This window comes from Pseudomonas sp. SG20056, assembly GCF_031764535.1.
Taxonomy (GTDB): domain Bacteria; phylum Pseudomonadota; class Gammaproteobacteria; order Pseudomonadales; family Pseudomonadaceae; genus Aquipseudomonas.
The window spans coordinates 3,463,415-3,477,718 of record NZ_CP134499.1 but is presented as its reverse complement, the minus strand read 5'-3'; the positions used below and the strand labels follow the sequence as shown (position 1 = coordinate 3,477,718).

Below are 14,304 nucleotides of genomic sequence, written 5' to 3'. Positions count from 1 at the left end.
GGCCAGCCGTTCAAATCGTGACTAGACTGCTGGCAGTGGTTCATTTAAACCCTGCTGCCGCAGTGCCTAAACTGCGCCGACATGGACGATGACTGGAGAGCGCATGGACGATCGACTCATATTTCTCGCCCGTAAACCCTGGCTACCCTTGTGGGCCACTCTGTTTGTGCTGGTCAGCCTTGGCAGCGTGTCGCTCTGGCAATGGCAGGCTTTGGCTCAGCGTGACCATCAACAACGTCAGCAACGGTTTGAGGTGGAAGCGCTGGATATCAGCCAGCGCGTCGTCAGTCGCATGCAGGCGTATGAAATGGTGTTGCGCGGTACGTCGGGCTTGATGGCGGGCAGCGACCATGTGTCGCGTGAAGAATGGGAACGCGCGATTGATCAGCTGCAGTTGCAGGATCGATACCCCGGTATTCAGGGGCTGGCGTGGGCCCGCTATGTGGCTCATGAACAGCTTGAAACGTTCCTCGCCGCGGAACATGCGGCTGGGCGTGAGAGCTTCCGCGTGTTTCCGTCGGGTCAGCGTGAACACTACCTGTTGATCGATTACATCAGCCCCTTGGACTGGCGCAATCGAAGGGCTCTGGGTTTTGACATGCTCAGCGAGGCCGTACGCCGAGCGGCGGTTGATCAAGCCATGGACAGTGGCGTTGCAACCCTGAGCGCGCCGGTCACTCTGCTGCAGGAAACCGAAGAAAATGTGCAGGCCGGCGTACTGTTGTACCTGCCGGTGTATCAGCCTGGTAGGCCGCTGAGTACCCCCGAGGAGCGGCGCGCTGCTGTGCTCGGCACGCTCCACGCTGTCTTTCGCAGCCATGATTTGATGGAAGGGATTCTGGGCGCCCAGTCCAGCCGTTTTGCTATCACCTTGAGGGATCAGCAGGCTCCCGACATGCTGTTGCTCAGCGGTGGGATAGAAGGCGCTGACGCGGACGCCTCGTTCCGTCATGCCATCGAGCTGCCCTTGTACGGGCGTAATTGGTTGTTGGAAGTTAGCAGCACGGCCGTCTATAACGCCGAGCAGGCCAACCCAGAGGGGCATGCCAGCCTGTGGCTGGGGCTGGTGGCTGCCGCCTTGCTGGCCTTGCTGGTTGGCGGCTACCTGTATCTGCGCGAACGTGAGTTGCATGCCAACCACTTGGCGACCAACCAGTTACGGGAGCGTGAAGAACGCTTCCGTCTATTGATTGAGCGCCTGCCTGTGGCCACCTTGCTGTGCAACGCCCAGGGGCGGATCGAAATGGCCAACCGCAGCGCCGCCGACTTACTCGACTCAACACCCGAAGGATTGGTCGGGGAGCGGGTCAAACGCTTTTTGCCCAGTATTGAGCAGCTCAGTTCGCTGGCGATTGATCGTGACAGCGCTGAGTTGTCCAACGAGTACCAAGCACGCCGCGACCTTGGGGAAGAAGTGCCGGTGGCGCTCAGTCTGAGCGTGTTGGGCGATTCGGGTGGTGTCAATTACCTGATCAACCTGATTGATCTGCGCGCCCGTAAAGGCGCCGAAGAGCGCTTTCGCCTGGTGGTCGAGGCCTCTCCCAATGCCATTGTGTTGATCGACGAGAACGGCTGTATCGCCATGGTCAATCGGCAGACCGAGCAGTTGTTTGGGTATGACCGTGAGGCCTTGCTGGCGCAACCGGTGGAGATCCTGCTGCCCACTGCTTTGCGTGGCAGCCATGTGCCGATGCGCCAGGGCTATCAGCGCAATCCGGAACCGCGGCGCATGGGCAATAACCGCGAGCTGTTCGGCCAGCATCGCGATGGCCGACAGATTCCACTGGAGGTGGGGCTGTCGCCGATCAGTGGGGGTGAGGGGGCGCTGGTACAGGCGGTGATCATCGACATCAGCGAGCGCAAAGCCGCCGAGCAGCGCCTGCGCGATCAGGCCGAGCAGCTGATTCTGGCCAATCGCTACAAGTCGGAATTTCTCGCCAATATGTCCCACGAGCTGCGCACGCCGCTCAACAGCATCCTGATCCTCAGCGACCAGCTGCGCTTGAACAGTGCCGGCAACCTGACCGAGAAACAGGCCAAGCATGCCGATATCGTGCACCGTGCCGGCAGCGACTTGCTGCAGTTGATCAACGATGTGCTTGATCTGGCCAAGGTCGAGTCCGGGCGTATGCAGCTCAAGCTCGAGCCGCTGAACATGCAGGATGTTCTTGTCGAGCTGGATGCCAGCCTGCGGCCGATGGCCGAGATCAAGGGCCTGCGCCTGCACACGCAACTGGAGGCCGGAGTGCCGCGGGTGATTCACACGGACCGCGTCCGCCTGCAGCAGATTCTGCGTAACCTGCTGTCCAACGCCCTGAAGTTTACCGAGCATGGTGAAGTCAGCCTGACCGTATCCTGCGCCAGTGGTGAGCCGGAGGAGGGCTATGAGCGGCTCAATTTCAGCGTGCGCGACAGCGGTATTGGTATCCCTGCCGAGCAGCATGAGCAGATATTTCAGGCCTTCCAGCAGATCGACGGCTCCACCAGTCGACGCTTCGGCGGCACCGGGCTGGGTCTGGCGATTACCCGCCAGCTGGTGCTGGCGATGGACGGCGAGATCAACCTGCAAAGCACCTTAGGCGAGGGCTCCTGCTTTACCGTGCTACTGCCGGTGCGAGTGGTGGCGCAGACTCAGGTGGAGTCGGCCGTGGACGCGCCGCAGCGCAGTGGTGAAGGCCCAGCGGTACTGATTGTTGAAGACGACGTGAATTTTGCCGCGGTGCTGGCCGAAGAGGCGCACGCCCATGGCTTTGCCAGCGTGCATTGCCGCTCCGGGGTGCAGGCGCTCAACCTGCTGCAAAGCGAGCGTTTCAGTGCGGTAATCCTGGATATTCTGCTGCCAGATATCAGCGGCTGGCAGCTGTTTCGCCGCCTGCGCAGCCAGGCCAGCCACCGCATTACGCCGGTGCACATCATCTCCTGCGTACCGCAACCAGCGGACTGGAACGATGACGGTACGCGTTACCTGGTCAAGCCGATTCAGCGCGCGGATCTGGAGCAGGTATTTGTCGACCTACAGCAGCTCGACCAGTCGCCAGCGCAACGCCTGCTATTGGTCGAGGATGTCGAGGTTGAGCGTGAGCATTACCGTGAGCATCTGCAGCAGCTGGGCTTTGACGTGCAGGCCTGCTCGCGTGCCGATGAAGCGCAGCGGGCATATGCAGGCGGGATGTTCAGCGCATTGGTGATCGACCTTGATCTGCCTGATCAGGACGGCTTCGAATTGCTGGAAACCCTCGACCGACAACGCCCGCTGAATGGCACGCGGGTGGTGATCAATACCGGTGTCGATGTCACCCGCCAGACCCTGCAGCGCCTACGTCGTTACAGCGCGGTGGTGGTGCACAAACACGGCGAGAATATGCAGGAGCTGAGCGAGGCCGTGCAGGGCTTTCTGGGCAGCGTGCGCGACCCTGTACGGGCGGTAACCTCAAGAATCGACAATCCACTGGAAGGCCGGCGCGTGTTGTTGGTCGATGATGACGTGCGCAATGTCTATGCCCTTACGGCTCTGCTCGATGAAGTCGGGCTGATCATCAGTTCGGCCAAGGACGGTCAGGAGGCCATCAACAGTTACGAGCGTGAGCCGTTCGATTTGATTTTGATGGACATGGCCATGCCGACCATGGACGGTTACACCGCCACCCGCCTGCTCAAGACCGAGCATGGCTGCCGCATTCCAATCATCGCCCTGACTGCCCATGCGATGAAAGGCGACCGGGAAAAGTGCATAACCGCTGGCGCCGATGATTACCTGGCCAAACCTGTCAGCCGCGAGGCCTTGCTCGAGCTGCTGGTGCGTTGGCTGGGTGCAGCTGATCCACGCACGGGCTCGTTCGAGGCATCGGCGGCACCGCCGCAGTAGTTTTGCTGCGGCCTGCTAACCTCAACCGCAACAGGAACCGCAAGACGCTCGCCAGGGACAAGGGAGGATATATGGCACATGTACAGCTGAAGATCGTGCCCAGCACGCAGATTCTGCTGGTGGTGGATGACCGCCCGGAAAACCTGGTGGCCATGCAGGCTCTGCTGGAAGAAGGCGACTGGCAACTGCGCTGTGTCGACTCGGGCGAGAGCGCTCTGCAGTGCATGCTTGAAGAAGACGTTGGCCTGGTACTGCTGGATGTGCAGATGCCGCACATGGACGGCTTTGAAGTCGCGCGGCTGATGCGTGGCAACCCGCGTACGCGCTATACCCCGATCATTTTCGTTTCCGCCATCGCACAGACCCAGGATTCGGTGATCAAGGGTTACTCCACCGGTGCGGTGGATTTTATGCTCAAGCCGTTCGATCCCAGCGTATTGCGCCACAAGATTCACGCCCTGCTCGAGCATGAGCGCAACCGCAGCGAGCTGCTGCAGCTGACCCAGCAGCTGGACACCGCCCGGGCCTTCAATGCCTCGGTGCTGGACAACGCCGCCGAAGGCATCATGGTGGTGGGTGAAGATGGCCGTATCAATTTCGCCAACCCGGCCATGGCGCGGATGCTGGAAGGTTCGATCAGTGATCTGGAAGGCAGTGAAATGCTCTCCTATCTGGTCAGCCCGCAAGTGACCAGCGACTGGCGGCTGTCCGAGTTTTACCTGCGCTGGCGGCGCGGTGAGGCCTATCGCCTGCATGACGCCAACTTACGCACGCTGAACGGCGGACAGGTGCCGGTGGCGCTGTCCTGTTCACCCTTGCCACGTCTGCAGCACGCCATGGTAGTGATGGCACTGGATATGTCGGTTGTGCGCCACCTGCATCAGCAACTGGAGTCACAGGCGATTACTGATGCCCTGACTGGTCTGCTCAACCGGCGTGGTTTCTATCAGGCGCTGGAGTCGGCTTTGTCGCGGATCGAACGCAGCGGCCAGCGTATGGCGGTGCTTTATCTCGATCTGGATGGCTTCAAGCGGATCAATGACTCCCTCGGCCACGACGTGGGCGACCGCTTGCTCAAACTGGTCGGTGAACAGCTAAAGGCCAGCCTGCGTTCCTATGACAGCCTGGCGCGGATTGGCGGCGATGAGTTCACTGCCCTGCTCGACAGCCTGGAGCACCCGGAAGACGCCGCGCGCATCGCCGAAAAGCTGATCGAGCAGGTGTCGGTGCGGCATAACCTTGACGGTATCGAGGTGACTCTGGGCGCGAGTGTGGGCATTGCCTGTTTCCCTGAGTGTGGGCAAACCGTGGAAGGCTTGCTGCGCGCCGCTGACATGGCCATGTATGAGGCCAAGCGCACCGGTCGTCAGCAGTACCGCTTTTTCTCACAGGAAATGAACGGCCGCGCGCGCTCACGGTTGATGCTTGAGGAAAGCTTGCGCAACGCCATCGAGAATGATGATTTCGTCCTGGTCTACCAGCCGCAGATCTACCTGGAGAGCGGACGCCTGCGTGGCTTCGAAGCGTTGTTGCGTTGGCAGCATCGGGTTGCCGGCACCGTGGCGCCGGGGGTGTTTATTCCGCTGCTGGAGGAAACTCGTCTGATCAATCGCCTGGGTGGCTGGATCTTCCAGGCTGGGATCGAAAAATGCCAACAGCTGAGCCAGCAGTTCGGCAACGATCTGGTGCTCAGCCTGAATGTCAGCCCGGTGCAGTTCGGCATGCCGCAGCTGGTCGATGACCTGCGCCGGGTGCTTGAAGAGCACCAGTTGCACCCTCGACAGCTGGAAGTGGAAGTTACCGAAAGCGCGTTGATGCAGGATCTGGAAACCAGCCAGGAACAGCTGCGTCAGTTGCGTAAGCTCGGGGTGAAGATCGCCATCGATGATTTCGGCACCGGTTATTCGTCACTGGCTTACCTGCGTCATTTCGAGCTGGATACGCTGAAGATCGATCGCCTGTTTATCGCCAATATGCTCGACTCGCCGCGTGATGCTGCGGTGGTCAGCACCATCATCGATCTGGGCCGCAACCTGGGATTGGAGGTGATCGCCGAGGGTGTGGAAACCATGGCTCAGCGTGATTGGCTGGCAGCGCACAACTGCGCAATCATGCAGGGCTTTCTAGTCGCGCCGGGGCTAAACGCCGAGCAGATCAAAACCTTCCCCGCGCAGCTGGATTGGCACAATTTGCCGTTACGCAATGAAAAGCCCGCTGGCTAGGCGGGCTTGAGAGTGCAGCGCTAGCGGCCTAGCGCGGGATAGCGCTTCTTCAGCTCGTCGAGCTGCGCATCCTTGTCCAGCCACAGCTGGTTGACCCATTGCTGGAACTGCAGGCGGTAGGCTTCGTCCTGATCGTAGTTGCCGCCAATAAATTCCTTGGGAATCTGCAGCTGATCGAAGCGCACGACGACCTGATCAATCCGTCCGCACAATAGGCCCCAGAAACCGGGGTTGCCCTGCGGGTAATGGATGGTGACATTGACCAGGCTATGCAATTGCTCCCCCATGGCATCCAGCACAAAGGCAATACCGCCGGCCTTGGGTTTGAGTAGGTGCTTGAACGGTGACTGCTGCTGCGCATGCTTAGCCGGCGACAGACGCGTGCCTTCGAGGAAATTGAACACCGACACCGGGTTGGTCTTGTAGCGCTCGCAGGCCTTGCGCGTGGTGGCCAGGTCCTGGCCGCGTTTTTCCGGGTGCTTGGCCAGATACTCCTTGCTGAAGCGCTTCATAAACGGGAATTCCAGCGCCCACCAGCACAGGCCGATCACCGGTACCCAGATCAGCTCCTGCTTGAGGAAGAACTTCAGCAGCGGCATGCGCCTGTTAAGCAGGTACTGCAGCACCAGAATATCCACCCAGCTCTGATGGTTGCTGGTCACCAGGTAGGAGTGTTGTTTGTCGAAACCGGTGAGGCCCGCCACATTCCAATGTGTGCGGCCAACCAGGTTCATCCAGAACTTGTTGGTGCTGATCCAGAACTCGGCAATCCCATGCATGACAAAACGCAATCCACGCTGGATCGCTGGGATGGGCAGTAGCAGTTTGAGCAAGGCCACGGCAAACAGCGGCCAGCAGCAGATCAGGGTATTCAGGGCGAGCATCAGGCCGGCAAGCAGGCCGCGCAGTGGAGCAGGCAGGAAATGCAGCATTGGGGCAGGTGCCTCCAGAAAATGGGGCCAGGCTGGTTGCGGGCCACTGCTGTGGCGCTCAAGCGGCTTGATCCCCGACTTATCTACGCCTGCGGTTTTCCACCGCAGATCGGTCGGCGCACAGGTTAACGCCTGTGCATCGAACTGCAAGCCTTTCGAAACGTTGGTGATCGCTGCGTTTCGCGGATTTTTAGCGCTTTTCCTGGCCATGGCCGCTGTTGAGCGGCCCTGGCTGCGCGTTACTGCGGCAGGTTGGCGGCCTGGATCGCGGTCAGGGCAATGGTGTAGACGATGTCGTCGACCAGTGCCCCGCGTGACAGGTCATTTACCGGCTTGCGCAGGCCCTGCAGCATCGGTCCGACGCTGACGCAATCGGCGCTGCGTTGTACTGCCTTGTAAGTGGTGTTGCCGGTATTCAGGTCAGGGAAGATAAACACCGTGGCACGGCCTGCGACCGGACTGCCGGGGGCTTTCTGCCGGCCGACACTTTCAATCGCTGCTGCGTCGTATTGTAGCGGGCCGTCGAGCAGCAGTTGTGGGTCGATGGCCTTTGCCAGGCGGGTGGCTTCGCGGACTTTCTCGACTTCCTCGCCGCTGCCGGAATCACCAGTGGAGTAACTGAGCATCGCCACCCGTGGGGTGATGCCGAAGGCGCTGGCCGAGGCCGCGCTTTGTAGGGCAATTTCCGCCAACTGCACCGCTGTCGGGTCAGGGTTTACCGCGCAATCACCGTAGACCAGCACCTGGTCGGGCAGCAGCATAAAGAACACCGACGACACCAGCTTGTAGCCCGGCGCCGTCTTGATCAGCTGCAAGGCGGGGCGGATGGTGTTGGCAGTGGTGTTGATCGCGCCAGAAACCAGGCCGTCGACTTCATCCAGGGCCAGCATCATGGTGCCCAGCACCACGGTGTCTTCCAGCTGCGCGGCGGCCATGGGGGCGTTCAGCCCTTTGCCTTTACGCAGCTCAACCATAGGCTCGACATAGCGCTCGCGAATCAGGTCCGGGTCGAGGATTTCCAGCCCTTCCGGTAGTTCGATACCGTGGGCGTGGGCCACGGCGTGAACATCTTCCGGCTTGGCCAGCAGTACGCAACGAGCGATGCCGCGCGCCTGGCAGATGGCCGCTGCCTGCACGGTGCGTGGCTCACTGCCTTCCGGCAGAACGATGCGTTTGTTCGCCGCCTTGGCGCGTTGCACCAGCTGATAGCGGAACGCCGGCGGCGACATGCGCAGCTCGCGTGGCGTGCCGCAGCGGGCGAATAGCCATTCATGGTCGATATGGCTGGCGACGAAGTCGGCGACTTTCTCTGCACGCTCCTTGTCGTCGACCGGGATTTCTTTGTTCAACCGGTTGAGGTTGGTCGCGGTGTCGTAGGAACCGGTGCTGACCGTCATTACGGGCAAGCCGCCCTGCAACGCACCTCGGCACAGTTCCATGATGCGTGGGTCAGGCGCAAAGTCGCTGCACAACAGCAAACCGGCCAGCGGCATACCGTTCATCGCGGCCAGGCTGGCCGCGAGGATGATGTCGTCGCGGTCCCCTGGCGTCACCACCAAGGTGCCAGGCTTGAGCAGTTGCACGGTGTTGGCTACGGCGCGGGCGCAGAGCACGATCTTCAGCATGCGCCGTTGCTCGTAATCGCCGGCATTCAGCACCCGCGCGCCGAGCAGGTCGGCGATGTCGCGGGTACGTGGGGCGTTCAGTTCTTCTAGCCAGGGGATGCAGCCGAGCAGGCGGAAGTCATCGCCCTTGAGCAGTGGCGAGAGTTCTTTCAGGCGATTGGCGAAGGCTTCGATGCCATCGTCACTGCGTACCTTGTTGAGGATCACCCCGAGCACTTTCTCGTCTTTTGGCCCGCCAAACAGTTGGGCCTGAATTTCCACTCGGTCGCTCAATTCGCTGAGGCTTTCCTGTTCCGGTGCGGAAACCAGAATCACCTCGGCATCCAGGCTTTTGGCCAGGTGGAAATTGACCCGCGCGGCGTAGCTGGCCTGGCGCGTCGGCACCATACCTTCGACGATCACCACGTCTTTATCTGCAGCGGCCTGCTGATAGAGGCTGATGATTTCTTCCAGCAGTTCATCCAGCTGACCGTCGCCGAGCATGCGCTCGACATGCGCCAGGGCCAGCGGCTTGGGTGAGTGCAGGCCGTGGGTGCGGGCGATCAGCTCGCTGGAACGCTCCGGGCCCATGTCGCCCTGATGCGGTTGGGCGATGGGTTTGAAAAAGCCGACCTTGAGACCGGCACGCTCCAGGGCGCCGACCAGGCCCAGGCTGATCGAGGTCAGGCCGACACCGAAACCGGTGGGGGCAATAAAGAAAGTGTGCATTCGCGCTCCGTAGTAGTCAGGTGACGATCAGGCTTCGAGTAGCGCCAGGGTGTCGAGGGCAATCTGTCGTTCTTCATTGGTCGGTACGACCATCACGCGCGGGTGCCCGTGGGCCTGGATCGGTCCGCCCGCACCACGCACGGTGCGGGCGTTGGCCGGTTCGTCGAGGGCCAGGTTGAGCAATTTCAGGTGAGTGACGGTTTTGCTGCGGATTAGCGCCGAGTTCTCGCCGATGCCACCGGTGAAGACCAGACCGTCGAGTTGTGGCAGTGCGCAGCTCATGGCTGCCAGGGATTTGGCTAGGCGGTAGCAGAACACCTCGATGGCCAGGGTGGCGCCGGCATGGCCCTGCTCGCGGGCTTGCTCCAGGGTGCGCATGTCGTTGGATAAACCAGACAGGCCCTGCAGGCCGCTGTCTTTATTGAGCATGGCTTCGATCTGCTCCAGGCTCCAGCCCAGGGTGCGCGCCAGGTGGCTGTGCAGGTTGGGGTCGACATCGCCGCTGCGGGTGCCCATCACTACGCCTTCCAGCGGCGTCAGGCCCATGCTGGTGTCGCGGCTTTGCCCATCGACGATGGCGCAGGTCGAGCAGCCATTGCCCAGGTGTGCCACCAGCCAGCAGCTGGCATTGACCGGCAGCCCGGCCATTTCTGCAGCGCGCTGACTGACAAAACGGTGGCTGGTGCCGTGGAAGCCATAGCGGCGTACGCCGTGTTCGCGATATAGATGCTCGGGCAGGGCGTAGCGGTAGGCGTGTTCGGGCAGAGTCTGGTGAAAGGCCGTGTCGAACACTGCAACCTGAGTCAGGTCGGGGAACAGCTTGATCGCCGCTTCGATGCCCAGCAGGTTGGCCGGGTTATGCAGCGGTGCCAGCGGAGCGGTGGCGCGAATCGCCGCAAGGCTCAGCGCATCCAATCGACAGGCAGCAGTGAAATGCTCGCCGCCATGCACCACGCGGTGGCCGATTCCGTGTAGTTGGCCGCCAGCGGCGGCCTGCACCAGGGGCAATACCTGGGCAAGGGCGGCGCGGTGATCGGCATGGGGCAGTATCAGGCTGTCTTTGCTATCGCCTTGTTGCCAGTGGACTTGTGCATCCGGGCTGCCTAGGCGTTCGGCCAGACCGCTGAGAATAAAGGCATCTTGGTCTTCGTTGATCAGGGCAAACTTGATTGATGAGCTGCCGCAGTTGATCACCAGAATATTGCGTGCGGGCATTTACCGCTCCTTGTTCAAATCGTGGTTCGGGCGTTCTGTCGTCGCCTCGCTTGCGCTATTTTCAGCCGCGCACCAGCCGCAGAGGAACAGTTCGCCCACATGCGCCTGGCGTTGTTGAGCATCGAGCACCCATGCGCGATTCTGCCAGGGCGGCTGGTGGCGCAGGTGCTGAGTATGGCCGCAGGACAATACTGCCACCCAATGGCCGTGCTCATCCTGACGAAAATCAAGCACGCGCACTGAGGCCACGTGTGGCCGTCCGTCCGTGTCCGGTTCGCTTTCGCGCGTGCCCTTGGGTAAACTTGCCCGCTCTTTATTTCCAAGCAAAAGGTCTCGCCCCATGCTGATCGCCGCCAATAAGGCCGTCTCCATCGACTATACCCTGACTAACGATGCCGGTGAGGTGATCGACAGTTCCGCAGGCGGCGCGCCGCTGGCTTATCTGCACGGTGCCGGCAACATCATCGGTGGCCTGGAAAAAGCCCTGCTGGGCAAGCAAGCTGGTGACGAACTGGACGTGGCCGTTGAGCCAGAAGATGCCTACGGCGAATACAGCGCCGAGCTGGTAGCCACCCTCAATCGCTCGATGTTTGAAGGCGTTGATGAGCTGGAAGTCGGCATGCAGTTCCACGCCTCCGGCCCGGACGGCGGCATGCAGATCGTTACTATCCGTGAGCTGGAAGGCGACGACGTGATCGTTGACGGCAACCACCCACTGGCTGGCCAGCGCCTGCACTTCAAGGTCAAGGTTGTCAGCGTGCGTGATGCCAGCGAAGAAGAAGTTGCGCATGGCCATATCCATGGCGAAGGTGGTCACCATCATTGATGGTTTAGCCTTATGTGGTCGCCACGAGTCGACTTATGGTCGTATCAACCGTTGGCTTGACTGCTAAGCTGCAACAGAAGAAAGGCGCCTTCAGATAGGCGCCTTTTTTATGAGCCACCATCCTTGGCGGCTCACCCTGCGGGCCGTCGCGGTGCGACGTTAAAAATGGCTCCCGGCCATTTTTTGTCCGCTACACGTAACCTTTGTGTTCTCAAGGAGTTAGACCATGAGTGCCTTTCACGACCTCAACCTGCGTGCACTGGATGGCCAAGAGCTGCCGCTGGCACCCTTCAAGGGGCAGGTGGTGTTGGTGGTCAATGTGGCTTCCAAGTGTGGCCTGACGCCACAGTACGCGGGCCTCGAAAAGCTCTATCAGCAATACAAAGGACAGGGCTTCAGCGTGCTGGGGCTGCCGTGCAATCAGTTTGCCGAGCAGGAACCCGACAGCGAGGACGCCATTCGCGCGTTTTGCAGTCTCAACTATGGCGTGACCTTCCCGTTGGGCAGCAAGCTTGAGGTGAATGGGCCGGACCGCCATCCGCTGTATCGTCTGCTGGCAGGCGAGGGCGCCGAGTTTCCAGGTGATATCACCTGGAATTTCGAGAAGTTCCTCGTCGGTCACGATGGCCGTGTGCTGGCGCGCTTCTCGCCGCGCACCACGCCAGATGACCCGAGCCTGATCCAGGCCATCGAAAAGGCGCTGGGTTAAGGCCATTTGCGCCAAGGCTGCGGACTAAGCCGGTATACGGCTTGTTCGTGGCTGGGCATCGCGGCTTAATCGGGCAACCTGCCGAGGATGCCCCTGATGAGCCTGTTTCCCGCTGATACCGCCATTTCTCCCGCGACCCCCGCCGCACTGCGTGAGCTGATCGAAAGCCGCCGCGCAGTCCGCCGCTTTACCGCCGAAGCGGTGCCTGATGAGGTGGTGCGTGATTGCCTAGAACTGGCAGTGCTCGCGCCCAACTCCTGCAACTTGCAGCCCTGGAGTTTCCAAGTGATTCGCGATCCGGCGTTGCTGGCCCGCTTGCACCCGGTGTGCATGAGTCAGAACGCCGCCAAGGCGCCGCTGATCATTGCCGTACTGGCGCGGCCGGACACCTGGAAGCAGGCTTGCCAGAACATCATCGACTACTGGCCGGAGCCGGAGGTGCCCGCGCGGATTCGCAGCTTCTACAACAAGACCGCACCCTTTCAGTACAACCAGGGCCCATTCGGTCTGTTTGGGCTGTTCAAACGTCAGCTGCTGCGGGTGGCAGCCTGGCGCAAACCGTTGATGCGCGCGCCCAACAGCCAGGCGCAGATGCGCATCTGGGCGGTGAAATCCACGGCTCTGGCGGCGCAGAACCTGATGCTGGCCTTCCAGAGCCATGGCTATGCCACCTGCCCGATGGAAGGTTTCGATGAGGTGCGCCTGCGCAAGACGCTGAACATCCCGCGCCAGGCCTTGCCGATCATGCTGCTGGCGGTGGGCAAGCAGGACGAGAAGGGCGTGTACAACCCACGTCTGCGCTTTCCGCTGGAACAGCACGTGACGTGGTTGTGAGCCGCGTAACGTGTTGGGATCAGCCACTGCTAGAGAACACCGGCCTTTTTCCAGGCGAGATAACTGCTCACCAGCTGCGGCCCTAATTCGCTCGGCCGCGCATCCAGCACCGGCACCTTGTTGGCAATTAGGCGTTCGTGCAGGCCGGCGCGGGCATTCAGGTAGTCAAGTGTGCCGCAGTAATCCAGAGCGCTGGAGAGGTCCTGCACCGGGGTGTGGCGCAGGGTATCCAGCACTTCCTCACGCAGGCTGGCGACCAGCACGCGGTGTTGGCGGCTCAGGCGTTTGACCGCGCCGAGAAGGGCCTGATCATCCTCATCACGCAGGTTGGTCACCAGTACCACCAAGGCGCGACGGCGCTGACGGCTGAGCAAATTTTCCACGGCGGCGGTGAAGTCTGCCGGTTGCTGGGTGCTGCGCAGGTCGTACAGGGCATTGAGCAGCACATTCAGCTGCGCCTGGCCTTTGACCGGGGCGAGGAAGCGGTTCTGCTCGCCAGCAAAGGTCGACAGGCCGACCGCATCGCCCTGGCGCAGTGCCACGTAGCTCAGCAGCAGCGAGGCGTTGAGAGCGTGATCGAAATGCGACAGCTCGCCGTCCTGGCTGCGCATGCGCCGGCCGCAATCAAGCAGGAAGACAATCTGCTGGTCGCGCTCGTCCTGATACTCGCGGGCAATCGGTGTGCGTTTGCGCGCGGTGGCCTTCCAGTCGATCTGCCGCAGGGTGTCGCCGTCGCGAAATTCGCGCAGTTGGTGAAATTCCTGACCCAGGCCGCGGCGTTGCTGCTGGCGTACGCCCAGCTGGCTGAGCCAGTCATCCACCGCCATCAGTTGCGCGCCGTAAAGCCGGGCGAAATCCGGGTAGACGCGGGTTTCACCGGCCACCGGCAGATAACGCCGGGCGCGCCACAGCCCCATGGGGCTGGGCAGGCTGACTTCGCACTGCGGGAAGTGGAAATGCCCGCGCAGCAGCGGGCGCACGCGGTAGCTGACCTGCGTCTGCTCGCCCGGGTGCAGATCAACCTTGAGCGGCAGGTGCTCGAAGGCCATATCGCCGGGCAGATGGTCGAATACCTCCACTTGCAGCGCACGGGGGTAGCTGTGGTGCAGATTCAGCCGCACTTCGCTCCAGCGACCCAGCGGCAAGTTGCCGGGCAGCTGGCGTTCGAGGCGCGGCGAAGGTACTTGGCGTAGCAGCAGAGCGTCGATCAGCGTCAGGCCAAGCAGCACCAGCAGCAGGCCCCAGTAAATCGGGGTGAAGCTGCGCGGCACGGCAACGCCCAGGGCGCTGCAGATACCCAGCACAATGCCGAGCACGAACAGACCGGCGAGCAGCGCCAGCAGCGCGCGTGAGGGTTTCATGCGATAG

At 61.5% G+C, this 14,304-nt stretch carries 10 protein-coding genes; 5 read left to right on the top strand and 5 right to left on the bottom strand.

Annotated elements, in window-relative coordinates; all coding sequences use genetic code 11:
* Window positions 1–103: 103 nt before the first annotated feature.
* Both RHP75_RS16565 and RHP75_RS16560 read left to right on the top strand, forming a co-directional pair.
* Window positions 104–3,865 (top strand): CHASE domain-containing protein, encoded by a 3,762-nt coding sequence (locus RHP75_RS16565; protein ID WP_311089162.1) that lies wholly within the window; start codon window positions 104–106, stop codon window positions 3,863–3,865.
* Window positions 3,866–3,936: 71 nt separating this feature from the next.
* Entirely contained in the window at window positions 3,937–6,087 is a 2,151-nt protein-coding gene (locus RHP75_RS16560) for an EAL domain-containing protein (RefSeq protein ID WP_311089161.1), read from the top strand.
* A 20-nt stretch (window positions 6,088–6,107) separates the two neighbouring features.
* Here the strand turns inward: RHP75_RS16560 and RHP75_RS16555 are convergent, their stop codons facing one another.
* From RHP75_RS16555 to RHP75_RS16540, 4 genes are all read right to left on the bottom strand, one after another.
* Window positions 6,108–7,019: an acyltransferase gene (locus tag RHP75_RS16555; RefSeq protein WP_311089160.1), complete on the bottom strand. Its 912-nt coding sequence runs from the start codon at window positions 7,017–7,019 to the stop codon at window positions 6,108–6,110.
* A 239-nt stretch (window positions 7,020–7,258) separates the two neighbouring features.
* The gene (gene pta / locus RHP75_RS16550; protein ID WP_311089159.1) at window positions 7,259–9,352 is read right to left on the bottom strand and encodes a phosphate acetyltransferase; all 2,094 of its coding nucleotides are present in this window, start codon (window positions 9,350–9,352) and stop codon (window positions 7,259–7,261) included.
* A gap of 27 nt (window positions 9,353–9,379) precedes the next feature.
* A complete protein-coding gene (locus tag RHP75_RS16545; protein ID WP_311089158.1) occupies window positions 9,380–10,567 on the bottom strand; it encodes an acetate kinase in 1,188 nt (395 codons plus the stop codon).
* Entirely contained in the window at window positions 10,568–10,939 is a 372-nt protein-coding gene (locus tag RHP75_RS16540) for a DUF3565 domain-containing protein (RefSeq protein ID WP_310284356.1), read from the bottom strand.
* On the opposite strand from RHP75_RS16540, the gene RHP75_RS16535 reads away from it, so the two are divergent.
* From RHP75_RS16535 to RHP75_RS16525, 3 genes are all read left to right on the top strand, one after another.
* Window positions 10,908–11,393 (top strand): peptidylprolyl isomerase, encoded by a 486-nt coding sequence (locus tag RHP75_RS16535; RefSeq protein WP_090248959.1) that lies wholly within the window; start codon window positions 10,908–10,910, stop codon window positions 11,391–11,393. The genes RHP75_RS16540 and RHP75_RS16535 overlap by 32 nt on opposite strands.
* Window positions 11,394–11,619: 226 nt before the next feature.
* Window positions 11,620–12,102 carry a glutathione peroxidase gene (locus RHP75_RS16530; protein WP_160085392.1) on the top strand — a complete coding sequence of 161 codons (483 nt, stop codon included), beginning with the start codon at window positions 11,620–11,622 and terminating at the stop codon, window positions 12,100–12,102.
* A gap of 96 nt (window positions 12,103–12,198) precedes the next feature.
* The gene (locus RHP75_RS16525; RefSeq protein ID WP_311089157.1) at window positions 12,199–12,936 is read left to right on the top strand and encodes a nitroreductase family protein; all 738 of its coding nucleotides are present in this window, start codon (window positions 12,199–12,201) and stop codon (window positions 12,934–12,936) included.
* Between the two features lie 29 nt (window positions 12,937–12,965).
* Here RHP75_RS16525 and RHP75_RS16520 read toward each other — a convergent pair whose 3' ends face one another.
* On the bottom strand, window positions 12,966–14,297 hold the full coding sequence (locus RHP75_RS16520) for a DUF58 domain-containing protein (protein ID WP_311089156.1): 1,332 nt from the start codon (window positions 14,295–14,297) through the stop codon (window positions 12,966–12,968).
* Window positions 14,298–14,304: the final 7 nt, after the last annotated feature.